This is a genomic window from Mucilaginibacter rivuli, assembly GCF_019391655.1.
Taxonomy (GTDB): Bacteria; Bacteroidota; Bacteroidia; order Sphingobacteriales; family Sphingobacteriaceae; genus Mucilaginibacter; species Mucilaginibacter rivuli.
The window spans coordinates 268,602-292,080 of the sequence record NZ_JAHXPQ010000005.1; the positions used below are offsets into that span (position 1 = coordinate 268,602).

Genomic DNA, 23,479 nt, shown 5'->3' on the forward strand with positions numbered 1-23,479 from the left:
TTATATTAAATTTCATCAAGCTTAAAAGCACCTTTCACCCTTATCCCCTTTTCTGTCATCTGCAGGGTACAACATTCGTTAACCGGGTCGTGCTCTAAAAACAGGATATATTCTTTTTCAACAGCTTCGGTTAAAAATGCTTTCTTTTCGGTAAGCGTTTGCAGCGGGAACATATCATAGCTCATTACATAAGGCATAGGGATATGCCCGATTGACGGCAGCAGATCGGCCATGTACAGAACCGTTTTGCCTTTATAGGTTATTTGCGGCAGCATCATAGCATCGGTATGGCCAAAAGCAAAACGTATTTTGATGTTATCTGTAAATTGAACACCATCCTGTGCATCAACAAACTTCAGTTTTCCACTCTCTTGTATCGGGAGGATATTGTCCTTCAGGAAGGATGCTTTCTCACGATCGTTAGGATAAACTGCCCAGTTCCAGTGCTTTTCGTTACTCCAGTAAGTTGCCTGCTTAAAAGCAGGTACAAGGTTTTCGCCTTCGCGGATAATAGCCCCACCGCAATGGTCAAAGTGAAGGTGGGTTAAAAACACATCGGTAATGTCACCGCGATGGAAGCCGTATTTTGCTAATGATGAATCAATGGTAGCATCGCCACTTAAATAGTAATGCCCCATAAACTTCTCATCCTGTTTATCACCGATACCTGTATCTATCAATATTAAGCGGCCTTCATCCTGCACCAGCAAACAACGCATGGCCCAGGTGCATAGGTTATTTTCATCGGCCGGGTTAGTGCGGCTCCATAATGATTTAGGTACTACGCCAAACATGGCACCACCATCTAATTTAAAAAAGCCGGTATCAATTGTGAAAAGTTTCATAGGCCCCCCTAACCCCCTAAAGGGGGAATTAAAATTCAATAATAAAAAAACAACCCGGCTCTAACAACAGATCCGGGTTACTATATTTTGCTCCTCTTCTCCCCCTTTAGGGGGCAGGGGGGCTACAAGTGTATCACCTCGCCATACGCGTCAGCGGCGGCTTCCATTACAGCTTCGCTCATGGTTGGGTGCGGATGTACCGATTTGATGATCTCCATGCCGGTAGCTTCCAGCTTACGCGCGGTAACTACTTCAGCTATCATTTCGGTAACGTTCATGCCTATCATGTGGGCGCCTAAAAACTCACCATATTTGGCATCGAATATTACTTTTACAAAGCCATCCTTAGCACCGGCGGCACTGGCTTTACCCGATGCTGAGAATGGGAATTTGCCTACTTTAATTTCATAACCGGCTTCGCGGGCAGCTTTTTCGGTATACCCTACCGAAGCGATCTCGGGCGAGCAGTACGTACATCCCGGGATGTTGTTATAATCTAAAGGCTCTGGGTGGTGGCCTGCTATTTTCTCAACACAGATAATACCTTCTGCAGATGCTACGTGAGCCAATGCCTGGCCTTTAACAATATCGCCAATGGCATAAACGCCATCAATGTTGGTTTTGTAAAAATCGTCAACCAATACTTTACCTTTATCAGTTTTTACACCAACTTCTTCAAGGCCTATGCCCTCAATGTTAGTAGATACACCTACAGCCGATAAAACAATTTCGCACTCTAATACTTCGGTACCGCTTGCAGTTTTAACATTTACCTTACAACCTGTACCCGAGGTATCAACAGACTCAACAGTTGAACTGGTCATGATATTGATGCCTTGCTTTTTTAAGCTGCGTGCCAATGCTTTTGATATCTCTTCATCCTCTAACGGAACAATGTTATCCAAAAACTCAACCACAGTTACTTTGGTACCGATAGCGTTATAAAAATAAGCAAACTCGATACCTATAGCACCCGAACCTACAACCACCATTGATTTTGGTGTTTTAGGCAATATCATAGCCTGGCGATAGCCAATTATTTTTTTGTTATCCTGCTTAAGGTTTGGCAACTCGCGCGAGCGGCCGCCTGTTGCTAATATAATATTGGTTGCGGTAAGATCTTTTGATGTACCATCGGCACCTTTAACTTCAACTACACCTTTAGCTTTAAGCTTACCGGTACCCATGATCACGTCGATCTTGTTTTTCTTCATCAAAAACTGAACGCCTTTGCTCATGCCATCGGCAACACCACGGCTGCGCTTAATAACGGCTTCAAAATCAACCGTGCCCGAAGGTACTGTTATACCGTAATCGGCAGCGTGATTTACATATTCAAAAACCTGCGCACTTTTCAACAGTGCTTTAGTTGGTATACAGCCCCAGTTTAAACAAATACCGCCAAGCGATTCCTTTTCGATGATGGCAGTTTTTAAACCCAGCTGTGAGGCCCTTATTGCGGCTACATAGCCACCCGGGCCACTACCAATAACAATCAGATCATAGTTCATATTCTTTTCTAATATTACGATTTACCGCCAAAGCTAAATAAAAACGCGCATATCAGGAACATACAATCATTTTTATGACCAGCCACTTAAATTAGTTAATAAATAAGAAAATATACCGTTTTAGTATTGGGAACAAAAACACATTTTAGTTTAAAATACGACGCTTTTATTTTGCAAAAACGTTTACATAATTGGTATTTTATTGAAAATAATTTGCTAACCACATTGATTTATTGCGAATTATGTGGATAAAAATCCAACAATTGTTAACATTGACTTAACATTCATTAAAACCTAAGTAGCTATCTTTGTCACAATACTGATATTATTAATTTAATTTAAACAATTTAAAAAAGAAAAGTATGAGGAAGCATTTACTCATTTTATTTATTGCTTTGTTTACTACCGTAGTAGCCTTCGCACAGGTTACAACAAGTAGTGTAACGGGCACCGTGAAGGACGCCAAAGGTGTTACTTTGCCAGGTGCTACAGTTACAGCAACGCACATTCCCTCGGGATCTGTTTATTCAACAGTTACAAGTGCTACAGGTAAGTACACCATTCCTAACATGCGTGTAGGCGGGCCTTACACAATTAAAGTAACTTACGTAGGTTTTGAGCCACGTACCGTTACCGACCTTACTTTAGGTTTAGGTGACCCATTAAAAATTGATATTAAGTTAGATGATGCCGCCCATGCTTTAGCAGCGGTAAGTGTAACATTAAACAAAGGAGCAGTAATCAGTTCTGAAAGAACAGGTGCTTCTACACGTGTTAACCAACGCCAGTTAGTTGATCTTCCTACGGTATCAAGAAGTTTACAGGATTTTACACGCTTAACCCCTCAGGCTATAGCAAGCACCAGTGGCTCGGATGGTAGCCCATTGGGTATCCAGTTTGCGGGTCAAAGCAACAAGTTCAACCAATTTACAATTGACGGTGCCAACGCAACCGACGTGTTTGGTTTAGCTGGCTCGGGTACTAACGGTGGCCAGGCAGGTATTAACCCTGTACCTCTTGAATCAATACAAGAGGTTCAAATTGTATTATCACCTTATGATGTAACCCAAAGTGGTTTTACAGGTGGTGGTATTAATGCTGTTTCTAAAAGCGGGACCAACGATTTTCATGGTTCAACTTACTATACCTTCCAAAACGAAAAACTGGTTGGTAAAAACGTATTGAGCAGCTTACCTTATGCAAAATTCAAAAACTACACTTTTGGTGCGAGTTTGGGTGGCGCTATCGTTAAAAACAAATTGTTCTTTTACGCTAACTACGAAAAATACGATAACATTTCTCCAATAGGTTTTGACCCGACCGAAGCCGGTTCCGGTTCAAACTTTGATGTTGCTACATTGCAGAGCCTTAAAGATTTCATGCAAACCAAATATGGTTATGATCCGGGAAGCTTTGGCGCGATGAACAAAGAAACCTACTCAAATTCTGTTTTTGCACGTATCGACTGGAACATCAACGACAAAAACAAGATCACTTTCCGCCACAGCTATGTAAACGGAAGCGCGTATAACATCAGCCGCGGCCCAAACACTATGGCTTTCTCTGAAGCTGGTAACTACCAGATCAATACGACAAACTCATCAGTAATTGAGTTAAACAGCAGCATATCAAAAAGCTCATCGAACGTATTAAGATTAACTTATAACTACGTACGCGACAGAAGGGCTACTTCAGATTTCCCTAACATACAGATCACTCAGGCTGGTTTAACCTATAACTTAGGTGCAGATTTTTCATCAGCAGCCAACTCTTTAGGCCAGGATAATTACACCATTGCTGATAACTTTACCTTGTATAAAGGAAACCACACTATCACTTTGGGTACAAGTAATGAGTTTTATAACACAGCTAACGTGTTTCAACAAGGTTACGGTGGCGCTTATACTTATGCAAGAAGTACCGTTGGTGTAGATAACATTGCTGATTTTAAAGCCAATAATATTGCACCAAGTTCATACACTTTAACTTATGTACCGGGCGATGTTACTGCAAAATATACAGCAAGCGTACACGCTGCTCAATTAAGCATTTATGGACAGGATGTTTGGGCTGTTAATGATAACTTTAAACTAACCTACGGTTTAAGGGTTGATTTGCCGCTTTATTTTAATAAGCCAACCGAAAATGCTGCATATAATGCTGACCCTGTATTTTCTGCAAACCCAAATACTACTACACCTAAATCAACACCTTTATTCTCGCCAAGGGCCGGTTTCAACTATAATGTGAACGGTACAGGCGAAACTCAATTACGTGGTGGTATTGGCTTATTTACAGGCCGTGCTCCATTTGTTTGGTTATCAAACGCGTACACCAATACTTCAGTAGCTACCATCAGGTTTACAGCTATACCAGCAAGTGGACGTTTCCCTGTTGATCAGGCTGCATTGAGCAACACACTACACGGTGTTTATATCCCACCAACCGGTTCATTCGCATCAGGTGAGATCGACGTAATCGATAAGAACTTTAAAGTACCTCAAACTTTCCGTGCTAACTTAGCGGTTGACCAAAAATTACCGTTCTGGGGCTTAATAGGTACATTAGAGGGCATCTTTACTAAAAACATCAACGCTGTTTATTACCAAAACTTAAACGTTGGCCCACAAACCGGCGAGATATCTATAGGTAACAGTACCCGCGAGTTCCATAACTTTGCAAGGTTAAACAGTAATTTTAGCGATGTTATACAAGTAACAAACACCAGCTTAGGTTATGCTTATAACTTAACAGCGCAAATTCAAAAACCATTTGCAAAAGGATGGACAGGCTCGGTAGCTTACACCTTTGGCGAATCATTCTCGTTAAACGACGGAACAAGCTCAACAGCAGCTTCAAACTGGCGCTTTGTTGAAACACAAACCGGTTTAAATAACCCTGATGAGGCACGCGCTAACTACGATCCGGGATCACGTTTTGTTGCTTACGTATCTAAAAAGTTCTCTTACCTGAAAGGTAAAATGGCTACTACTGTTGGTGTGGTTTATACAGGCCAATCTGGTATACCGTTCTCATATGGTTATTCTAAAAACATTACCGGTGATGACGTAACTAACAAAGGAACCGCCAACAACAGTGGTAACTTAATATATGTTCCATCTGAGTCGGAATTGAATGACCCTCTTGGTTATGTAGCTTACGGAATGACTGTTACTTTACCTGCAGCCGGAGCAAACCCGGCAAAAACTCCGGCCCAGCAATGGCAAGAGTTTGGCGATTTTATTCATAGCCAAAGTGGTTTAGTACAGTATCAAGGTAAAGTTATACCACGTAATGCTGAAAGAACACCTTGGGAAAATCACTTTGACTTAAAAGTAACACAAGATTTTACATTGGTTAACAATCATAAGTTATCCGTATCAATGGATATACTTAACGTTGGTAATTTCTTGAATCAGGCATGGGGTAAAGGTTATTTTATAACTAACCAAACTTATGTTGCCGTTACCGTTGGAACACAATCTGCTACCACTACTACTGCAGGTGTAACAACAACAAGCAAAACAACTTTCCAATTTGATAAGAGCAAATTGAACGTAATTGATGGCGCTTACAGACCATATTTTGTAAACGACTTTACTTCTCGTTGGAGAGGCCAATTAAGCGTTAAATACTCTTTCTAATAAAATAACAATTAAATAATTGAAACCCATGACTTTTAGTCATGGGTTTTTTTGTTTACAGTAATTTCCCGGTGGCTGTGATAAGATATTCGTACTTTAGCATCTTAACATGACTGTACTCATCCTAACGCTAATTATACTGGCCGGGTCTTATGCCGCCGGTTTGGTAGGTTCATTAACGGGCCTGGGTGGCGGCGTTATTATTATACCTCTGCTTACCATTCTTTTACATGTTGATATCCATTATGCCATCGGCGCGTCGCTGGTATCTGTTATCGCTACCTCATCCGGCTCGGCGGCAGCCTATGTTAAAGAGGGCATTACCAATATGCGTTTGGGCATGTTTTTAGAAATAGCTACCACCAGTGGCGCTATAACCGGGGCCATTGTTGCCAAATACCTGCCTGTACAATACATCGCTATACTTTTTGGGGTTGTCCTTATTTTTTCTGCGGGCATGTCGCTACGTAAAAAGGTGGAGTATACCGGCCAAAAGAAAAGCTTGCTGGCTGAAAAGCTGAAACTGAACGGCACCTACCCGGTAAACGATAAGCCTGTAACTTACAATGTGAGCAATGTAGGCGGTGGTTTTTTGATGATGATGTTTGCCGGGGCAATGTCGGGCTTATTAGGCATTGGTTCGGGAGCGCTAAAGGTAGTTGCAATGGATGGGATGATGCGGGTGCCTTTCAAGGTATCAACCACAACCAGCAATTTTATGATTGGTGTTACAGCCGCTGCCAGCGCGGTGGTTTACCTGCAACGTGGCTATATAGACCCCGGATTGGCGATGCCTGTGGTTATTGGTGTTTTGCTGGGCGCGTTTACCGGTTCAAAAATATTAGTACACTCTCAATCAAAAAAACTGCGATATTTCTTTGCTGTGATAGTTACTTTTTTGGCTATACAAATGATATATAAAGGCATAAGCGGCACGTTATGAAACAGGATAGGGATATACAGCTTTTTATAGGATCGTTGCTTAGATGGGGGGTATTACTGTCAATGGCGGTAGTTATATTTGGTGGTACTATTTACCTGTACAGGCATGGCAACAGCATTGCCGATTACTCGATATTTAAGGGCCAGCCTGCTCTTACTTCAAATTTCACATCAATTATTAACGGCGTATTCACTTTTAGGGGCCGGGCCATTATACAGCTGGGCATCTTACTGCTCATTGCAACCCCCATTGCCCGGGTAGCCTGCTCGGCCATGGGTTTTATTGCCGAAAAGGACTACCTGTATGTTGGTATAGCGCTCACGGTACTGGTCATAATAACCATCAGCATGCTGGGTGGCTTTGGCGGCTAAAGCATAAAAATTAAAAAAACTTTTACCCTTCTGCATTGGTATTAAATTATCAATAAAAAGACAACCCGTTAATTCTTCCGCTTTAAGGAGTATTGGCTACAATAAAACGAGCCATGTGCTCGAACTGCAATTCAGAGATAATGGCGCTGTGTGGCAATACGCCAATATTCCGGCGGATATTTACAGCCGGTTCATCAGTGCCGAATCGAAAGGAAATTTTTTCGTAACCCACATTAAAGGGCACTATCCCGAACAGCGGATCAGCTAAAAATTTCATATCATCTGACAATCCTTTTTGAGTAACAATTGAAGTGATATTGGCTGCAATTGCCAATTATGGCACATACTTTGGTTTACCGTGTTCAATAAAACAGATTAAAGTTAAATAGCAGGTAATTTTTTATCCCTATTGTTTAACTAAATTTTAAAACAGAAATAATGAAGAGATTAATGATATTATGCAGTCTGATCTTGCTTGTGAGACAAGCGGATGCGCAAACCAATTATTATTTAAGCCCGGTTAAAGTTGATAGCATGGTATCGGTATCATTACCTAAAGATGTGGTAAAATATGATACACTCGGACAAAAAACACTATCCGGAAACGGCACCTATGGCTCCATGTTGGTTATTAAAGTTGCTAATCCAAAAAGTAAACCTGTAAAAAATGAAAGCGGCCTTGATGAAGTATTCAATAATTATATCAATAACCTGCAAAAAAGCCTTCCCGATGCCGATGTGTTAAACCCGCATGACACCGTAATAGGAAAGCTTAAAGCGCGCGACTTTATTTTACAGGTTGATAGCGGCAGCGGCGTACAATCGCGCCATATTGCGCTGGTGTATACCAAAGATGTAACCTATACTTTTGAGTATTTGTATGATGATTACCGCAAAGAGCTTGCAGATGGCGAAGCAAAAGCTTTTTTTGGATCGATAAAAGTTTCGGATGATCTGACAACTGCCAGCCAGTATATTATTGTTAGCCCTGGCTTTTTTACCCCGCTAATACAGCTAATTATGGCTGCGTTGATACTGGCAATAATTATTGGCGTAATAGTGATATTGCGCCGCAAACCCGAGTTTGGCTAATCTACTTTTTAGAGCCCAGTAATGATAACAGGCCCTTATTCCACTTTTCGGAGTGGATAAAGGGCTTTTTTTCTATCCAGCTTAACCATATTACGGTTACAAATACACCGATAGCCGAGCCGCCTATCACATCTTCAAAAAAATGCTGGCTCAAGTACATGCGCGAGTATCCTACCATAACAGCCAGCAGCAAAAACAACAAACCATACTGCTTTTTAGGTGTAAGGTAGGTTAATACCACCGCCGCAGAGAATGCCGAAGTGGAGTGCCCCGACGGAAAACTCAGTGAGTTTAACATAACCACCCCTTTAACCAGGTACATGTGGCTGGTATCGGTAAAATAGTGTATAGGCCGGGGCAAATTCATTACGCGCTTTATAACTTGTGCCACTATAGAAGTAATGAGATAACTAGAGGCCAATAAAAACCCTTTGCGGTAATTATACGCCAGGGCGATAAGGCAAATAAGCACTACTATTAAACCATCGCCCAGGTAGGTGGCATAATCAAACAGTACATCGCCAAAATCAAAATGCCAGCCATTAACCGTGTAGTAAATAACATCCTTACTGTAAATGGCTTTAATGGCAAGGCAGGCTATCAATAAAATAAGATACGGATACAGAAAAAACCTGATCTTGTGTAAAACGCTTATAATACTGTTATTCATGCCGCAAGTTAATGAGATAGCTTGTTTAATCAATGCAAAAAAATGGTTATGTTTGATTTTACGCTTTAAATACATTAAATGGCCACCAACATATTCCGCAAAAAATCAATAGAACGAATATTATCTGATGTTGAGAAGGGTTACGGCGATGCCGAGCACTCAGGCTCGTTAAAAAAAGTGCTTACCGTAAAAGATCTCACTTTTATGGGTATTGCCGCCGTAGTAGGCGCAGGTATTTTTTCAACTATTGGGCAAGCGGCATTTAATGGCGGGCCAGGCGTATCCATTTTGTTTGTGCTTACGGCAGTAACCTGTGGCTTTTCGGCATTATGCTATGCAGAATTTGCATCGCGCATACCCGTATCGGGCAGTGCTTATACCTATGCCTACGCATCATTCGGCGAATTGATAGCATGGATAATTGGTTGGGACCTTTTAATGGAATATGCTATCGGAAACATTGCCGTAGCCATATCATGGAGCGGATATTTTGTTAACCTGCTGGAAGGTTTCCATATCCACATACCCGAATACCTTATTATGGACTACTGGTCGGCCTACCGTGCAGAAGAAACTATAAAAACACTAACTGCAAGTGGCCATGTTGCCGATATTACCGAAACTTTGAAAACACAGGCATTAGCATGGAGCAACGCACCCGGCATAGGCGGTTTTAAGCTGATAGCCAACATACCTGCCCTGGCAATAGTAGTTGCCATTACCTGGCTGGTATACATTGGCATACGCGAAACCAAGAAGGCCACAAATGCTATGGTAATATTAAAAATAGCCATCGTGCTGTTCGTTATTGTTATCGGCTTCTTTTACATAACACCTGCCAACTGGCATCCTTTTTTACCTAATGGTTTTGGTGGTGTAATGAAAGGCGTTTCGGGTGTATTTTTCGCATATATTGGTTTCGATGCCATATCTACAACTGCCGAAGAGTGCGAAAACCCGCAGCGCGATCTGCCCCGCGGGATGATCTATTCGTTAATAATATGTACCGTGCTGTATATACTGATAGCCCTTGTACTTACCGGGATGGTAAGTTATAAAGAACTCCAGGTAGGCGATCCACTGGCCTTTGTATTTAAACGCATCGGCTTAAATAACATCAGTTATGTAATATCAATAAGTGCAGTAATTGCAACAGCGAGTGTTTTGCTGATATTTCAGTTAGGGCAACCACGTATATGGATGAATATGAGCCGCGATGGCTTATTGCCAAAAGCATTTGCACGCATACATCCAAAATACAATACGCCATCATTTGCTACTATTGTTACAGGCATTGTGGTGGCCGTACCGGCTTTATTTATGAATTTAACCGAAGTTACCGATCTGACCAGTATAGGTACCCTTTTCGCATTTGTATTAGTTTGCGGGGGTGTTTTAATGCTGCCACAGGAGGCGGCAGTTAAAGGGCGCTTTAAAATGACCTATATTAATTCAAAATATATAGCACCGGTTTTATTTATAGTAGGATGCGTAGTATTCCACAAAAACTTTTTGGGATTGTTTGATTACAGCGACGGCTGGGAAATATACAGGGAAAAGATACCTTATTTTTTCTTTGTGATATTATCCGCGGCATTAACTGTACTGGCCTTTAACAAAAACTTATCGCTTATACCCGTACTTGGCCTGTTAAGCTGTTTGTATTTAATGACGGAACTTGGTTATATCAACTGGCTCCGCTTTCTAATATGGTTGGTTATTGGTTTGGTTATTTACTTCACTTACAGTAAAAACAACAGCGTTTTAGCCAAAGAACAAGCATCGGCATAACTGAATAAACCGTACCTTTGCAGGTAATGAATGACTATATCCCGATCATTGGTTATATGGCCGCCTTTGGCACAACCATATCTTTTTTACCACAAGCTATAAAAACCATCCGTACTAAAGATACATCGGGCATATCACTGGGTATGTATTGGTTTTTCACCATGGGAACGCTATTTTGGCTTACTTACGGCGCGTTAATAGGAGCCATACCGGTTGTAGTGGCAAATGCCATTACCTTTATACTGGCAACAATTATTCTGGTTTATAAAATAAGATATAAGTAAGCTGCAATAAAACGCGTCATTGCGAGGAACGAAGCAACCTCTGCGCGACAGATCTCCGAGCAGCATCATCGACTTGCATGTGTAGAGGTTGCTTCGCTATCGCTCGCAATGACGCGATGGAGTGCCTACCGCCTTATCCTGTTCAATTCTACTTCATCAGGGTTGGCCAGTAATAGCGGCACTTTCTCAACGGTAACAAAGCTCAGATCCAGGCCAAAACTACGTTCTTCGCTAATGCTCACCTTTTTTAGCTGGAAGTAATAGTTCATCATAAACTTCTCGTAAAACGACAGGTTATGCGAGCGTGAAAGTATCTTCTCCAGTACGATAAAGCGGAAATCGCCAACAATTTTATGGCGGTTTAATGATTTGTATTGGCTGGTGATATTTACTTCACCATTTTTCACTAAATCTTCAACCACCTTACGGAACAACAGGTTTACATTCTGACTTACGCGGAAACCCAACCTGAAATCAATCCTGATCAGTTTATTGGGTATTAACGATGTTACCTCGTATTCCTTTACGTGAGGTTCGTCCATTACGTTAACATGCACCAACCAATATACGTCGGCACGTTTAGGTTGCTTTTGCAGGATGGAGTATATGATCTTGGACTCTATCTCCGAATCAAAATTAGCGCTGGTAAGGTACACCAGTTGCGATGCGTATTTAGGTACGCTCTCATCATCGCTCAGTTCTTTTAATATTGGGAAATAGTCACTTATCTCCACAAACTTAACATACCGGTTACGTATTTTACGGGCTGTGTGCCACGCCCACATTACCGAAAACAGTATGGTACCAATAGTTAATGTAAACCAGCCGCCATGTACAAATTTCACCATGTTACTGAGCAGGAACGAGCCCTCGATACTGATATAAATAGCCAAAAACACCCAGATGATGTATTTGGGTACATTACGTGCTTTGAGGAATTTAGATACAAGGATGGTGGTCATTAACATGGCCACGGTAATACTTAAACCGTAGGCCGCCTCCATTTTTTCGGAGTGCTGAAATAGGGCTACCACACCCAAACAGCCTGCCCACAGCAACCAGTTCACACTTGGAACGTATAACTGCCCTTTCTCATCGGTAGGGTAAATAATTTTTAGCTTGGGCCAAAGGTTTAACCTTACCGCCTCAGCTATCAGCGTAAACGAACCCGAAATTAAAGCCTGACTGGCAATAACCGCGGCAACGGTAGCAATACCTATCCCATAAAACAGGAACCAATGCGGCATGATCTGGTAAAAGGGATTTTGATGCCCCAGCAATTGCCCGTCGTGCTGAATAAGCCACACGCCCTGCCCAAGGTAATTTAATACTAAAGTAGTTTTAACAAAAATCCAGCTTACGCGGATGTTTGGCCTGCCGCAGTGCCCCAGATCTGAATACAGTGCCTCGGCACCTGTTGTACACAGGAATACGGCACCCAATATTACAAATGCATTGGTATCTGTCGAAAGTAGCTTGTAAGCGTAATAAGGATTTAAAGCCAACAGTATAGATGGCATTTTTACGATGTAAGTGAGCCCCAAAACGCCCATCATACCAAACCAAACAAACATAATTGGCCCAAAACCTTTACCCACTAATGAGGTGCCAAATTTTTGTATAAGGAATAGCCCCGTAATAATGGCGATAACTATACGTACTGTAGGTAGCTCGGGATAGAGCGGTAAAAGGCCCTCAATTGCCGCGGATACCGTAATGGGGGGAGTAATGATACCATCGGCCAATAAGGCGCAACCACCTATAACGGCTGGTATGAGCAGCCATTTGGCCCTGCGGCGTACTAATGAGAACAATGAAAATATGCCACCCTCGCCTTTGTTATCCGCGCGGAGCGTAATAACAATGTACTTTAATGTGGTTTGAAGGGTAAGTGTCCAGAATATACAAGAGATACCACCACGGATAAGATCGGTTTGAATAACCTCGTGCCCCACTATGGCACTAAACACGTATAATGGCGAGGTACCGATATCGCCATATATGATACCCAGGCTAATTAATAAACCAGCTGTTGAAAGCTTGGTAAAATGATTATTATTTGATGACATTCAATTTATTAAAAAAATGTTTATGAAAATATAAACATATTAGACACCTTTTACGTATATGTAGTTGTGAAGGGTAATAGCAGGGTTTAAGTACTTTTGTTAAATTTTGTTAAAAACATATTTAAACCAATAAAAACCAAAAATCAACGCAACTTTATTTATACTTTTGTAAATATTCGTTTATGAGGAAAGCTTACTACAAATATTCATTTGTTATACTGATTGCGCTGGCATCCCTCTTAAACTATGCCCTTGCCGGCGATAAAAAAACCGCTCCTAAAGACACTGCAAGAATAACAAAAGTTTTTACCAATAAAAACGATAAATCGTATTTAAAAAACGGCCTCCACGTGTCCCTACCGCCACTTAAGCCCGCAATTACCATATACGGAACCAATACAAACACCGGCACCATCACAAAACCGTCGTTTCCGAAGTTTGATCCTAATAAATTAATGAGTAATGTGCAGGTTTACCCCAGCCCTATTACCGACCAGATCAATCTGCGTTATAACGTTGCCAAAAGCAGTACTGTTACCATTAAAATAATGGATATTTTAGGTAATGATATGATCACCCTTTTTTCGCAACATGTAGAGCAGGGCGAACAAAAGTTCACTTTTAACCTCAATAATAAGTTATCAAGCGGTTTCTATTTTGTGCGTTTGGTTATCGGCAACGAAACTGTTATTAAACGTATAACTATTTTATAATCCGGCACCCGATCCAGTTAGCGGGCTTACCTTAACACTTTTCTTTTTTTTAATACCCACTTTTACCCCCCTCTTGTTTTTTGTTTGAAAAGTAAAAATCCGGCTATGCCTTTGCGGCATGGGTAAAAACGCATAAATTCGCTATTAATGAAAATAATTGCCATTGGCCGTAATTACGCCGAACACGCCAAAGAACTCAATAATGCCGTACCTACTGTACCGGTAATTTTTATGAAGCCCGATACGGCTTTACTAAAAGATAATAAACCATTTTACCACCCCGATTTTTCGGAAGAGGTACACCACGAGATAGAAATTGTGCTGAAGGTTTGTAAAGAGGGTAAAAACATCAGCGAAAAATTCGCTTCAAACTATTATGACGAAGTTGCGTTAGGTATTGACTTTACCGCCCGCGATATACAGGCCAGGCATAAAGAAAAAGGCTTACCCTGGGAACTTGCCAAGGCTTTTGATAGCTCGGCCCCGGTAAGTAATTTTTTACCGAAAGATAAATTTGAGGATATGTACAAGCTTAGCTTTCATTTGGATATAAACGGGCAAACCCGTCAGAAAGGAAGTACTACCGACCTGCTTTTTTCGTTCGAGAAGATCATCGCTTTTGTATCGGGTTATATTACCCTTAAAAAAGGCGACCTGATATTTACCGGCACACCGGCAGGCGTATCAAAAGTAACTATAGGCGACCATCTGGAAGGTTACCTGGAAAATGAGAAACTACTTGATTTTTATATAAAGTGAGCATCGCGTACAAGCTAAAAACAACCTTACTCCTATTTCTTGTCATTATTTGTTTTAGTCTGCATGCGCAGGATATTATTCAAACCCGCCAGTACCCGAAAGATTTTTTCAGGTATCCTTTAGATCTGCCACCAACTACTGCCGGCTCTTTTGGCGAGTTACGGGCAAACCATTTTCACGCCGGATTGGATTTTAAAACCAACCAGGCTATTGGTATACCCTTACATGCTGTTGCCGATGGGTATGTATCGCGGTTGAAAGTACAGTTTGGTGGTTTTGGCAACGCGGTTTACATTACGCACCCAAATGGCTATACCAGCGTTTACGGGCACTTATCACGGTTTGCACCGGGGTTGGCGAAGATCATTCGCGATACACAGTATAAACAGCAAAGTTTTGAAGTGGATATTAATTTGCAACCCATGCAGATACCTGTTTGTAAAGACCAGGTTTTTGCGTGGTCGGGCAATGCAGGTGCTTCGGCAGGGCCGCATTTACATTTTGAGATGCGCGATGTAAATACGCAAGAAACAATAAACCCTCAATTGTTCGGGCTAACCATCCGCGATAAGGTACCTCCTGCCATAACATCGCTGTATGTTTACCATTTGAACGGAGAGCCCTTCAGCGAGTTAACACCTAAAGAATACCACCAGGTAGCGGGCTCAAACGGCAAGTATCATTTGGCACCAGCACCCGTTTTAGCCTTGAACGGGCAAATAGGTTTCGGCATTGGCGCTTATGATATGAACAGTACATCAATGAACCATAACGGCGTTTATTCTATCCGCTTGAGTGTGGATGGCAAACCTGTGTTCACTTTCGCTGTCGAAGATTTTGCTTTCGATCAAACACATGCTATTAATGCCATTATTGATTACCCGCTGCATTTAACTACCGGCCGCGAGATACAAAAGAGCTTTATCCTACCAGGGAATAAAATAACCGTATTCCCGCAATCGGTAAACCGCGGACTCATCTCTTTCACGGATGATGATGTTCACGAAGTGGCGTATGAGGTAAAAGACGTAGCAGGCAATATGGCTACATTGGCGTTTAAAGTTAAATCGTCGTCAAAACCACCGGTAATAATGCCAAAACCTGCAGGTACCTTATTTAAATATAACCAGCGCAACGAGTTTAACGCGCCCGGTATAAAAGTGGTTGTGCAACCGGGCAATTTGTATGACGACCTTAATTTTATCTATTCAGCATCGGCCATGCGGCCGGGAGCATACTCGGTAGTTCACCACGTACATAACCGCTTTACGCCTATACACGATACTTATGAGCTATCGATAAAGCCCGATGCACCTTTAGGGGCAAATGCAGGTAAAGCTGTGATATATAACCTTGCGGGAGGATCGGAAGGTGGTACGTTTGATGGAGAATACGTTAAAACCAATGCCCGAGGCTTTGGCAATTTTGAGATACGGATAGATACCATTCCGCCAAGGTTAACACCATTGAATATACACGACGGAGCCAACCTCTCGGCAGTTAAAACCATTCACTTTCAAGTGAGCGACAACCTATCGGGCCTTAAAACCTATAATGGAAAAATTGATGGCAAATGGGTGCTGGTAGAATGGGATTATAAAACCCGCCTGTTAAATTACACATTTGACGAAAATATTACCCCCGGCAAACATGTGTTTGATTTGGTTGTTGGTGACAACAAGAGTAACTTTACACAATACACTGCAAATTTTTACAGATAATGGCTATACTTAAACAAGGCGACAAAGCCCCGGATTTTACCGCGAATGATCAGAATGGCAAACAGGTTTCGTTAGCTGACTATAAAGGAAAAAATGTGATCCTATATTTTTACCCGAAGGATGATACCCCGGGTTGTACTGCCGAAGCCTGCAGTTTCAGGGATAACTACCAATCGTTAACGGCGCAGGGTTTTGCCGTGATAGGTGTAAGTACCGACAGCGAAAAATCGCACAAAAAATTTGAGACAAAATACAGCCTGCCATTTACCCTTATTGCCGATGAAGATAAGGCAATAAATGAGGCCTATGGCGTTTGGGGCGAAAAGAACATGTATGGTAAAACCTATATGGGTACGGTGCGTACTACTTTTATTATTTCGCCGGCGGGTACTATTTCAAACATCATAACTAAGGTTGACAATGCAAATGCGACGCAGCAGGTGTTGGACTTGTTAGGTTAATTTTTGATTTATTGAATGATTGATTTACTGATTAGCCAAATCAATCATTCAATAAATCGATCATTCAATCATTTCAAAATAAGCACAAACGTACCGCCAATGATCATCAGCGCGCCTATTGCCGATTTCCAGGTAACGGGTTCGTGCAGGAAGATTACGGCAAGTACGATAGCTATGGCAACGCTAAGCTTATCAACAGGTGCAACCTGCGATACCTCGCCAAGTTGCAGGGCCTTAAAGTAAAATATCCATGATAAACCTGTAGCGCATCCCGATAGTAACAGGAATATCCAGTTCTGTTTAGTGAGGCTTCCGATACTACCAGCGCTGCCTTTAAAAAACACAAATGCCCAGCCTAATACCAGTATAATAACAGTGCGTATAGCGGTTGCCAGGTCGGTATCTACATTTTTGATACCGATTTTAGCGAAAATGGCCGTAAGGGCCGCGAAAAAAGCTGATAGTAATGCGTATATCCACCACATAAGTTATTTATTGAGTTAGTGATTTATTGAATGATTGAATTAAAGAAGCAAAAACAACAAAGCGTATTAATAGTTTAGTAAATGTATCAAATCAATCATTCAGTAAATCAATCATTCAAAACTGTATATTTACTGTAAAATATAAATAGCTTTATATTCGTTTTATGCTAAAACCAAAATTGTTCAATGTCTAACCAGGTTGAGGATTCGGAGATACTGGAAAAATTCCAGGATGTAAAAACAAGGGACCTGGCGTTCAATATGCTGCTGAAAAAATATCAGCAAAAAATATATTGGCACATACGCCGTATGGTGATAGATCATGACGATGCCGATGACCTTGTACAGGATGTTTTTATAAAGGTATGGAAAAACCTGCCCGGCTTTAGGAGCGACGCGCAACTGTACACCTGGATGTACCGTATTGCTACTAACGAGTGCATTACCTTTTTGAACCGTAAAAAGCTTAAAAACAATGTTTCTTTTGATGATGTATCGAATGAGCTAACGGAAACATTGGCCGACTCTACCTATTTTGATGGCGACAAAGCCCAGATGAAACTGCAAAAAGCCTTGCTAACGTTACCCGAAAAACAAAAGCTGGTTTTTAACATGAAGTACTATGACGATATGAAGTACGAAGAAATATCGGAAGTGCTGGGTACCAGCGTTGGTGCCTTAAAATCGTCCTTTCACCTGGCAGTAAAAAAAATTGAAGCGTATTTATTAGCAGAAGATTAGATTGGCTTTAAACCTTTTGCAAAAAAAAGTATCTATAAAGGATAATGACAAACGAAGAGGAAGATAAAAAATGGATAGAGGAGTATCCGGTGCTGAAACAGGTAAACCCTGTTAATGCATTTGGTGTACCCTCAGGCTATTTTACGGAGATGGAAGAGCAGGTAATGGGAGCCATTCGTTTACAGCAACTAAAAGGGGATTCTGTTAACAATGGCTTTGCAACTCCCCTGAATTATTTTGATGAATTAACTCAAAATATTGAGAGCCGTATCGCGATAGATAAAGTATTGAGTAATGACAATGCTTTTAAATTGCCCGAAAACTATTTTGATGACCTGTCGCAAAATATACAATCTCGCATTACTATTGAGAAAGCCCTTAATACAGAAAAAGTTTTTGATGTACCGGAAAATTACTTTGAAGAGCTTAGCGGCAACATCCTATCGCGCATAGCGGTTGAAGAAACTGTAAATACCGAAAATATCTTCACAGTTCCCGATGGTTATTTTGCCGGTCTGGAAAGCAGGATAATGGCTCAAACCACAGTTTCGGAAACGTTACAAACTGATAAAGAGCAACGCCAGGGTATTATTGTAAAACTGCTGGTATCAAAGGCATTTAAATACGCATCGGCAGCATGTTTTGCATTGGTTGTGGGTAGCGCTATTTACATGAGCGAATTTAATAACCCGGTAGCCGAACATAACCGCAGCTTTTTGCACAAAGAAGTATCGAAAATGACAAAAGATGAATTAGAGCTATATTTGCAATTAAACAGCGATAATTCGACTATATTGGATAATATAAATGTTGACGATGAGGGAGCAGCTTTACAGGATATAAAAGCTGAAGGCAAGGATAACTAACTATTGGTAATTTAATGAAATACGCTTTTACACTATTGTTTTTAATGACCGTTTATCAGGGCTTTGCCCAGGTAAGTGGCGACGGGCGTATACCAAAACAACACAATCCAAAAGCAGAGCAACGCAAAGTTGACCATCCTTTCAGAGAAGCTAAAATTGCCGATAAACTGAAAAGGGCGCAGGATTACAAAGTTGCCTTTATGAACAAGCAACTTGATCTTACCCCTGCCCAAAACGAAAAGTTCTGGCCACTGTATAAACAATACCTTGATGAGCTTACCGCTGCACAGATAGAAAAAAGGCAGAACAACTTAAATCCGCAATCTAATAGTGCCGATAAGGCTGATGAAATTGATCTGAAGATAACTACGCTAAAGATAAAATACCGTGGAGAGTTTAGAAAGATATTACCTCCCGAAAAAGTTATTCAGTTATATAAAAGCGAACAGGAATTTAACGACGAAGTTTTAAAAAGACTGCGTGGCGATAAAAAAGATGATCCTGCGAATGAATAACAAGCAGTAATTAATAACAAAGGCTTTTAACAATAGTTAAAAGCCTTTGTTATTTTTGTACCATGGCAACCCTCAGGCAACTTTTCTTAAATCACAATGCGCAAACAACCCGTTTTCCGCTGTTATTAGAGTTTGAAAAAGCCAAAGGATGTTACCTGTACACCAGCGAAGGAAAGGCATCCCTGGATCTTATATCAGGCATTGGCGTTAGTAACATAGGCCACTCGCACCCAAAAGTAATAGAGGCCATAAAACAGCAGGCCGAAAAGTACATGCACCTAATGGTTTACGGCGAATATGTACAGGCACCACAAGTACTTTTTGCCGAGAAATTAGCTTCACTCCTGCCACCATCTTTACAATCAACCTACTTTGTAAACTCAGGGGCCGAGGCTGTTGAGGGCGCATTAAAATTAGCTAAGCGCTATACCGGCCGCAGCGAGATCATTGCATTTAAAAACTCATATCATGGCAGTACACACGGCGCTTTAAGTGTAATGGGGAATGAAGAATATAAGCAAGCGTTTCGCCCGCTCCTCCCGGGCATACAATTTATCCGTTTTAACGAGCCGGCCGATCTGGAAAACATCACCACACAAACCGCATGTTTATTGATAGAACCGATACAGGGAGAAGCGGGTATAAGGGTGCCTGATATAGCTTACATGCAAGCCCTGCGCCAACGATGCACTGCAACCGGCACATTGCTGATATTTGATGAAATACAGGCTGCATTTGGCCGTACAGGCAAGCTGTTTGGTTTTCAGCATTTTGATATTGTGCCCGATATATTGTTACTGGCAAAGGCGTTGGGTGGCGGCATGCCTGTTGGTGCTTTCATATCATCAAATGATATTATGGCTTCATTAACCGAAAACCCTATACTGGGGCATATTACTACATTTGGCGGGCACCCGGTATCATGCGCTGCAGGTATGGCTGCCTTAAATGTATTATTGGATGAAAACCTGGTTGATGCAGTAACCGAAAAGGAACTACTTTTCCGTAAGTTATTAGTTCACCCGGCCATTCGCGAGGTACGTGGCAAAGGCTTATTGTTAGCCGTTGAGCTAAAAGACTTTGATACCAATAAAAAGGTAATAGACCGGTGTATTGAGAACGGCATTATAACAGACTGGTTTTTACATTGCAGTAATTCCATGCGCATAGCCCCACCGCTAATTATCAGTACAGATGAGATTGTTACTGCTTGTAACGTTATCCTCGAGGCTATCAACCACTTTGAGGGTAAATAATTTTCTTTATAATAATTATCAATTCTACATTTATATGATGCTTTTATGCCTCTGTAATAACTTAGTTACAGTTAATCAGCCGCTTGCAATAGTGTTAAACTTACACTTTTAAGTTTAAATCAATAATTCTGTAAACATTCTGTTTTAAATTTCACAACAAATAAACGCTCCGTTTAACATACTGCTAAATTGTTCAACATGTTAACTATGTATTAAATTATCGTATAAATTTGGTTTAACAGTTACAACATTCTCCGTATAATTAACGTTAAAAGGAGATGTTTTAGATGTAGATGAGATACTAATTATTTAAAAGCCAAATTAAGCCAATGCACCTGATCCTTATTGTTTCCCCCATTATTGCAATGAGCGTATTGATTACCTTATTTGCAGTGCAGTTACTGCCAAAAGAGAGAAAACAAACCGAGTCTTTGAGCCGTAACGAAGCCTGATCAACCCTAACCAGGTTGCAGGTTAAAGAGTCTAATGCGCTATGCTAACATAGCGCATTTTTTATTGGCTTAGGTTAAGCCATTTTATTCCGCTTAATTAAATAAGCCTTCAAAATTTTATCGAAGCCGGCGTGAATGTTAGCATCAATGAGGTCGATATGGTATTGGGCGCACTTTAATTGCAGTTTTTGGCGCCATGAGTTTAAGGCTACTAAGTAACCTGCCTTTATTTCGTTGGGATGCACACGCATCTCCTGCCCGCTCTCCAAATCCACAAAATGATATGGTCGGTTATCAAAATCAAAATCAAGTTCTTTCTTTTTATCGGTAACATTAAAAATGACTATCTCATGCTTATTGTGTTTCAGGTGCTGCAGGGCAGCAAACAAAGCATCTGCCTTTGTGTCATCCATCCCATTCTCCAGCATATCGCTAAACAGGATCACCATACTGCGTTGATGGATATCTTCGGCAATGTGGTGCAATACACCGGCAATATCAGTTTGCGTATTCACCCTTGGCTGGTTGTACATTTTCTCCAACTCGGCAAACAAATAAAACAAGTGTGTACTTGTTGACCGCGCCCTGCTCAGCCAATCTACCCTATCCGAAAACAGGCAAAGTCCAAAGGCATCGCGCTGTTTTTTGAACAGGTACATCAATGCCGCAATGGCATATACCGAAAACTGGAGTTTACTTTGCCCCTTATCAGGATAGTTCATGGATGACGAGGTATCCAACAGCAAATAGCTGCGGAGGTTAGTTTCTTCCTCAAACTGCTTCACAAACATTTTCTCTGTTCGCGCAAGCAGTTTCCAATCCACATTCTTTACCGATTCGCCGCTGTTGTAAAGTCTGTGCTCAGCAAACTCTACCGAAAAGCCATGAAAAGGACTTTGGTGCAAACCCGTAATAAAGCCCTCAACAACCTGCCGCGCCAATAACTCAAGATTAGCTAACTGTTGTACTTCGCGGTTATTACTGAGTTGTGGCATAAAACGAATTTAAGCGTTTTCAGGCATGGCGCAAAGCGCATAGCGTTATTTTTACGATGACGACTAAACCATCACTTGGGAAAACTTGGGTATAATACAAATTTTATATACCTCCAAAATCAACAAAAGCGTCCCGGAAACCCGAAACGCTTTCAATATATTCTTACGCTTTTCACGAGCCATAGCTTTAGCGACGGCTGAATGCGCGTTTATCCGAAACTCAACAATTGCTTATCCAGCTTTTGCGCCAATACCGATTTTGGTACAGCGCCAATTTGCTTATCAACAATTTCGCCGTTTTTAAAGTATAACAACGCAGGGATGTTACGGATACCGTATTTCATTGATATACCAGGATTGTTATCTACGTTTACTTTACCTACAACAGCAGTGTCGGCATAGTCTTTTGCAATTTCTTCTACAACCGGGCCAACCATTCTACAAGGGCCACACCACTCTGCCCAAAAGTCGATCAATACCGGTTTGTCTGATTTTAATACCAACTCATCAAAGTTAGCATCGGTTATTTCTAAAGCCATGATATTCCTTGTTTTAATTTTTGTTTAACAAATATATACTATTCAAATCTCTTGCCGCAAATAGTTTAATGACAAGTTGACATTTATCAGACGAGTGAAGGGAAATATTGTTTTGGGATGATATTAGAGATTACCCGATCAATTAAAAGTAACATCGGTGGTTACTACGCCGGGGTTCTCAATTTTAACCGCCTTCAAAAACCCGGCAACTTTTTTTCCAGGACTAACTTCAACACAAAACTCTTCACTGCCTGTAGTTTTTATCTCATACAAAAACTTCTTTCTACCCACTTTTAATAAAACAGGTTGCAAAACAAGACTTGAAATGCTTTTTAAAGGAACAACTTGTTCTTCCTTTAAACTCCTGTCATCTATGTATAAGTTTTCGTCATCATACCAAAACACTATCTTGCCTTTATTGAAATTATAAATCACAAAAAACAGAACAATCAAGTGCACCAAACGCTGATTAACAACCATCCACCACAAATCCGAATGATAAATAATGTGGTTAGTTAATCCATAGCTATCAAAAATTGGTAGCGAAACAAAACACCATGCTAATATGGCAATAACCAAACTTGAAGATATCGCGTCATTTACAGAAAGCCGGGTACGCATGATTACGGTTTATAACACAAGATAAAAAAAGTCAACCAAATTGACATACAGAAATTTTAAATAGGGCGTTGCCTGCGGCCCGCGCTATCCGTTACAACTCCTCGCCACTGATAGAAGTGGCTGCGGGGTTTTCAC

Annotated in this window: 23 protein-coding genes; 15 read left to right on the forward strand and 8 right to left on the reverse strand. The window is 41.1% G+C overall.

Annotation, left to right across the window (positions count from 1 at the left end; translation table 11 throughout):
* Positions 1-5: 5 nt before the first annotated feature.
* Together KXQ82_RS13815 and lpdA are read right to left on the reverse strand one after the other, a co-directional pair.
* A complete protein-coding gene (locus tag KXQ82_RS13815) occupies positions 6-845 on the reverse strand; it encodes an MBL fold metallo-hydrolase (protein WP_219488983.1) in 840 nt (279 codons plus the stop codon).
* A gap of 122 nt (positions 846-967) precedes the next feature.
* Positions 968-2,356 carry a dihydrolipoyl dehydrogenase gene (lpdA, locus tag KXQ82_RS13820; RefSeq protein WP_219488984.1) on the reverse strand — a complete coding sequence of 463 codons (1,389 nt, stop codon included), beginning with the start codon at positions 2,354-2,356 and terminating at the stop codon, positions 968-970.
* Positions 2,357-2,718: 362 nt separating this feature from the next.
* On the opposite strand from lpdA, the gene KXQ82_RS13825 reads away from it, so the two are divergent.
* The 5 genes from KXQ82_RS13825 (at position 2,719) to KXQ82_RS13845 (ending at position 8,406) form a co-directional block, all read left to right on the forward strand.
* The gene (locus KXQ82_RS13825) at positions 2,719-6,000 is read left to right on the forward strand and encodes a TonB-dependent receptor (RefSeq protein ID WP_219488985.1); all 3,282 of its coding nucleotides are present in this window, start codon (positions 2,719-2,721) and stop codon (positions 5,998-6,000) included.
* Positions 6,001-6,109: 109 nt separating this feature from the next.
* Positions 6,110-6,943, forward strand: a complete 834-nt coding sequence (locus tag KXQ82_RS13830; RefSeq protein ID WP_219488986.1) for a sulfite exporter TauE/SafE family protein — start codon at positions 6,110-6,112, stop codon at positions 6,941-6,943.
* Complete coding sequence (locus KXQ82_RS13835; protein ID WP_219488987.1) at positions 6,940-7,314, forward strand: DUF1634 domain-containing protein; 375 nt, start codon at positions 6,940-6,942, stop codon at positions 7,312-7,314. The genes KXQ82_RS13830 and KXQ82_RS13835 overlap by 4 nt, the downstream gene beginning before the upstream one ends.
* Before the next feature lie 115 nt (positions 7,315-7,429).
* Positions 7,430-7,582, forward strand: coding sequence for a KTSC domain-containing protein (locus KXQ82_RS19985; RefSeq protein WP_369412451.1), 153 nt, complete (start codon positions 7,430-7,432; stop codon positions 7,580-7,582).
* A 170-nt stretch (positions 7,583-7,752) separates the two neighbouring features.
* Positions 7,753-8,406: a hypothetical protein gene (locus KXQ82_RS13845; RefSeq protein WP_219488988.1), complete on the forward strand. Its 654-nt coding sequence runs from the start codon at positions 7,753-7,755 to the stop codon at positions 8,404-8,406.
* A gap of 1 nt (position 8,407) precedes the next feature.
* Here KXQ82_RS13845 and KXQ82_RS13850 read toward each other — a convergent pair whose 3' ends face one another.
* Positions 8,408-9,076 carry a phosphatase PAP2 family protein gene (locus tag KXQ82_RS13850; RefSeq protein ID WP_219488989.1) on the reverse strand — a complete coding sequence of 223 codons (669 nt, stop codon included), beginning with the start codon at positions 9,074-9,076 and terminating at the stop codon, positions 8,408-8,410.
* A gap of 78 nt (positions 9,077-9,154) precedes the next feature.
* Here KXQ82_RS13850 and KXQ82_RS13855 point away from each other — a divergent pair, with 78 nt between their 5' ends.
* A complete protein-coding gene (locus tag KXQ82_RS13855) occupies positions 9,155-10,867 on the forward strand; it encodes an APC family permease (RefSeq protein WP_219488990.1) in 1,713 nt (570 codons plus the stop codon).
* 26 nt (positions 10,868-10,893) lie between these two features.
* Positions 10,894-11,151: a SemiSWEET transporter gene (locus tag KXQ82_RS13860; protein ID WP_219488991.1), complete on the forward strand. Its 258-nt coding sequence runs from the start codon at positions 10,894-10,896 to the stop codon at positions 11,149-11,151.
* Positions 11,152-11,276: 125 nt separating this feature from the next.
* On the opposite strand, the gene KXQ82_RS13865 is transcribed toward KXQ82_RS13860, so the two are convergent.
* The gene (locus tag KXQ82_RS13865) at positions 11,277-13,220 is read right to left on the reverse strand and encodes a KUP/HAK/KT family potassium transporter (protein ID WP_219488992.1); all 1,944 of its coding nucleotides are present in this window, start codon (positions 13,218-13,220) and stop codon (positions 11,277-11,279) included.
* A 182-nt stretch (positions 13,221-13,402) separates the two neighbouring features.
* Between KXQ82_RS13865 and KXQ82_RS13870 the strand changes: the two genes are divergently transcribed.
* The 4 genes from KXQ82_RS13870 (at position 13,403) to bcp (ending at position 16,874) form a co-directional block, all read left to right on the forward strand.
* Positions 13,403-13,933: a T9SS type A sorting domain-containing protein gene (locus KXQ82_RS13870; RefSeq protein WP_219488993.1), complete on the forward strand. Its 531-nt coding sequence runs from the start codon at positions 13,403-13,405 to the stop codon at positions 13,931-13,933.
* Positions 13,934-14,080: 147 nt separating this feature from the next.
* Positions 14,081-14,692, forward strand: coding sequence for a fumarylacetoacetate hydrolase family protein (locus KXQ82_RS13875; RefSeq protein ID WP_219488994.1), 612 nt, complete (start codon positions 14,081-14,083; stop codon positions 14,690-14,692).
* Complete coding sequence (locus KXQ82_RS13880; RefSeq protein ID WP_369412452.1) at positions 14,689-16,413, forward strand: M23 family metallopeptidase; 1,725 nt, start codon at positions 14,689-14,691, stop codon at positions 16,411-16,413. The genes KXQ82_RS13875 and KXQ82_RS13880 overlap by 4 nt, the downstream gene beginning before the upstream one ends.
* The gene (gene bcp, locus KXQ82_RS13885; RefSeq protein WP_219488995.1) at positions 16,413-16,874 is read left to right on the forward strand and encodes a thioredoxin-dependent thiol peroxidase; all 462 of its coding nucleotides are present in this window, start codon (positions 16,413-16,415) and stop codon (positions 16,872-16,874) included. Before KXQ82_RS13880 ends, bcp begins: the two co-directional genes overlap by 1 nt.
* Positions 16,875-16,942: 68 nt before the next feature.
* Here the strand turns inward: bcp and KXQ82_RS13890 are convergent, their stop codons facing one another.
* Complete coding sequence (locus KXQ82_RS13890; protein WP_219488996.1) at positions 16,943-17,359, reverse strand: EamA family transporter; 417 nt, start codon at positions 17,357-17,359, stop codon at positions 16,943-16,945.
* Between the two features lie 186 nt (positions 17,360-17,545).
* Here KXQ82_RS13890 and KXQ82_RS13895 point away from each other — a divergent pair, with 186 nt between their 5' ends.
* The 4 genes from KXQ82_RS13895 (at position 17,546) to KXQ82_RS13910 (ending at position 20,737) form a co-directional block, all read left to right on the forward strand.
* The gene (locus KXQ82_RS13895) at positions 17,546-18,100 is read left to right on the forward strand and encodes an RNA polymerase sigma factor (RefSeq protein ID WP_219488997.1); all 555 of its coding nucleotides are present in this window, start codon (positions 17,546-17,548) and stop codon (positions 18,098-18,100) included.
* Between the two features lie 44 nt (positions 18,101-18,144).
* Positions 18,145-18,966 carry a hypothetical protein gene (locus KXQ82_RS13900; protein WP_219488998.1) on the forward strand — a complete coding sequence of 274 codons (822 nt, stop codon included), beginning with the start codon at positions 18,145-18,147 and terminating at the stop codon, positions 18,964-18,966.
* A gap of 14 nt (positions 18,967-18,980) precedes the next feature.
* On the forward strand, positions 18,981-19,481 hold the full coding sequence (locus KXQ82_RS13905; protein ID WP_219488999.1) for a hypothetical protein: 501 nt from the start codon (positions 18,981-18,983) through the stop codon (positions 19,479-19,481).
* A gap of 62 nt (positions 19,482-19,543) precedes the next feature.
* Positions 19,544-20,737: an aspartate aminotransferase family protein gene (locus tag KXQ82_RS13910; protein WP_219489000.1), complete on the forward strand. Its 1,194-nt coding sequence runs from the start codon at positions 19,544-19,546 to the stop codon at positions 20,735-20,737.
* 526 nt (positions 20,738-21,263) lie between these two features.
* Here the strand turns inward: KXQ82_RS13910 and KXQ82_RS13915 are convergent.
* The 3 genes from KXQ82_RS13915 to KXQ82_RS13925 form a co-directional block, all read right to left on the reverse strand.
* Positions 21,264-22,184, reverse strand: coding sequence for a DUF58 domain-containing protein (locus KXQ82_RS13915; RefSeq protein ID WP_219489001.1), 921 nt, complete (start codon positions 22,182-22,184; stop codon positions 21,264-21,266).
* Positions 22,185-22,393: 209 nt separating this feature from the next.
* Entirely contained in the window at positions 22,394-22,723 is a 330-nt protein-coding gene (gene trxA, locus KXQ82_RS13920) for a thioredoxin (RefSeq protein WP_219489002.1), read from the reverse strand.
* Positions 22,724-22,861: 138 nt separating this feature from the next.
* The gene (locus KXQ82_RS13925) at positions 22,862-23,344 is read right to left on the reverse strand and encodes a hypothetical protein (protein ID WP_219489003.1); all 483 of its coding nucleotides are present in this window, start codon (positions 23,342-23,344) and stop codon (positions 22,862-22,864) included.
* Positions 23,345-23,479 lie beyond the last annotated feature (135 nt).

Excerpts from the sequence above, each read along its gene's own strand:
- KXQ82_RS13815 (WP_219488983.1), bottom strand. The coding sequence starts at position 845 with ATGAAACTTTTCACAATTGATACCGGCTTTTTTAAATTAGATGGTGGT.
- lpdA (WP_219488984.1), bottom strand. The coding sequence starts at position 2,356 with ATGAACTATGATCTGATTGTTATTGGTAGTGGCCCGGGTGGCTATGTA.
- KXQ82_RS13825 (WP_219488985.1), top strand. The coding sequence starts at position 2,719 with ATGAGGAAGCATTTACTCATTTTATTTATTGCTTTGTTTACTACCGTA.
- KXQ82_RS13830 (WP_219488986.1), top strand. The coding sequence starts at position 6,110 with ATGACTGTACTCATCCTAACGCTAATTATACTGGCCGGGTCTTATGCC.
- KXQ82_RS13835 (WP_219488987.1), top strand. The coding sequence starts at position 6,940 with ATGAAACAGGATAGGGATATACAGCTTTTTATAGGATCGTTGCTTAGA.
- KXQ82_RS13845 (WP_219488988.1), top strand. The coding sequence starts at position 7,753 with ATGAAGAGATTAATGATATTATGCAGTCTGATCTTGCTTGTGAGACAA.
- KXQ82_RS13850 (WP_219488989.1), bottom strand. The coding sequence starts at position 9,076 with ATGAATAACAGTATTATAAGCGTTTTACACAAGATCAGGTTTTTTCTG.
- KXQ82_RS13855 (WP_219488990.1), top strand. The coding sequence starts at position 9,155 with ATGGCCACCAACATATTCCGCAAAAAATCAATAGAACGAATATTATCT.
- KXQ82_RS13860 (WP_219488991.1), top strand. The coding sequence starts at position 10,894 with ATGAATGACTATATCCCGATCATTGGTTATATGGCCGCCTTTGGCACA.
- KXQ82_RS13865 (WP_219488992.1), bottom strand. The coding sequence starts at position 13,220 with ATGTCATCAAATAATAATCATTTTACCAAGCTTTCAACAGCTGGTTTA.
- KXQ82_RS13870 (WP_219488993.1), top strand. The coding sequence starts at position 13,403 with ATGAGGAAAGCTTACTACAAATATTCATTTGTTATACTGATTGCGCTG.
- KXQ82_RS13875 (WP_219488994.1), top strand. The coding sequence starts at position 14,081 with ATGAAAATAATTGCCATTGGCCGTAATTACGCCGAACACGCCAAAGAA.
- bcp (WP_219488995.1), top strand. The coding sequence starts at position 16,413 with ATGGCTATACTTAAACAAGGCGACAAAGCCCCGGATTTTACCGCGAAT.
- KXQ82_RS13890 (WP_219488996.1), bottom strand. The coding sequence starts at position 17,359 with ATGTGGTGGATATACGCATTACTATCAGCTTTTTTCGCGGCCCTTACG.
- KXQ82_RS13895 (WP_219488997.1), top strand. The coding sequence starts at position 17,546 with ATGTCTAACCAGGTTGAGGATTCGGAGATACTGGAAAAATTCCAGGAT.
- KXQ82_RS13900 (WP_219488998.1), top strand. The coding sequence starts at position 18,145 with ATGACAAACGAAGAGGAAGATAAAAAATGGATAGAGGAGTATCCGGTG.
- KXQ82_RS13905 (WP_219488999.1), top strand. The coding sequence starts at position 18,981 with ATGAAATACGCTTTTACACTATTGTTTTTAATGACCGTTTATCAGGGC.
- KXQ82_RS13910 (WP_219489000.1), top strand. The coding sequence starts at position 19,544 with ATGGCAACCCTCAGGCAACTTTTCTTAAATCACAATGCGCAAACAACC.
- KXQ82_RS13915 (WP_219489001.1), bottom strand. The coding sequence starts at position 22,184 with ATGCCACAACTCAGTAATAACCGCGAAGTACAACAGTTAGCTAATCTT.
- trxA (WP_219489002.1), bottom strand. The coding sequence starts at position 22,723 with ATGGCTTTAGAAATAACCGATGCTAACTTTGATGAGTTGGTATTAAAA.
- KXQ82_RS13925 (WP_219489003.1), bottom strand. The coding sequence starts at position 23,344 with ATGCGTACCCGGCTTTCTGTAAATGACGCGATATCTTCAAGTTTGGTT.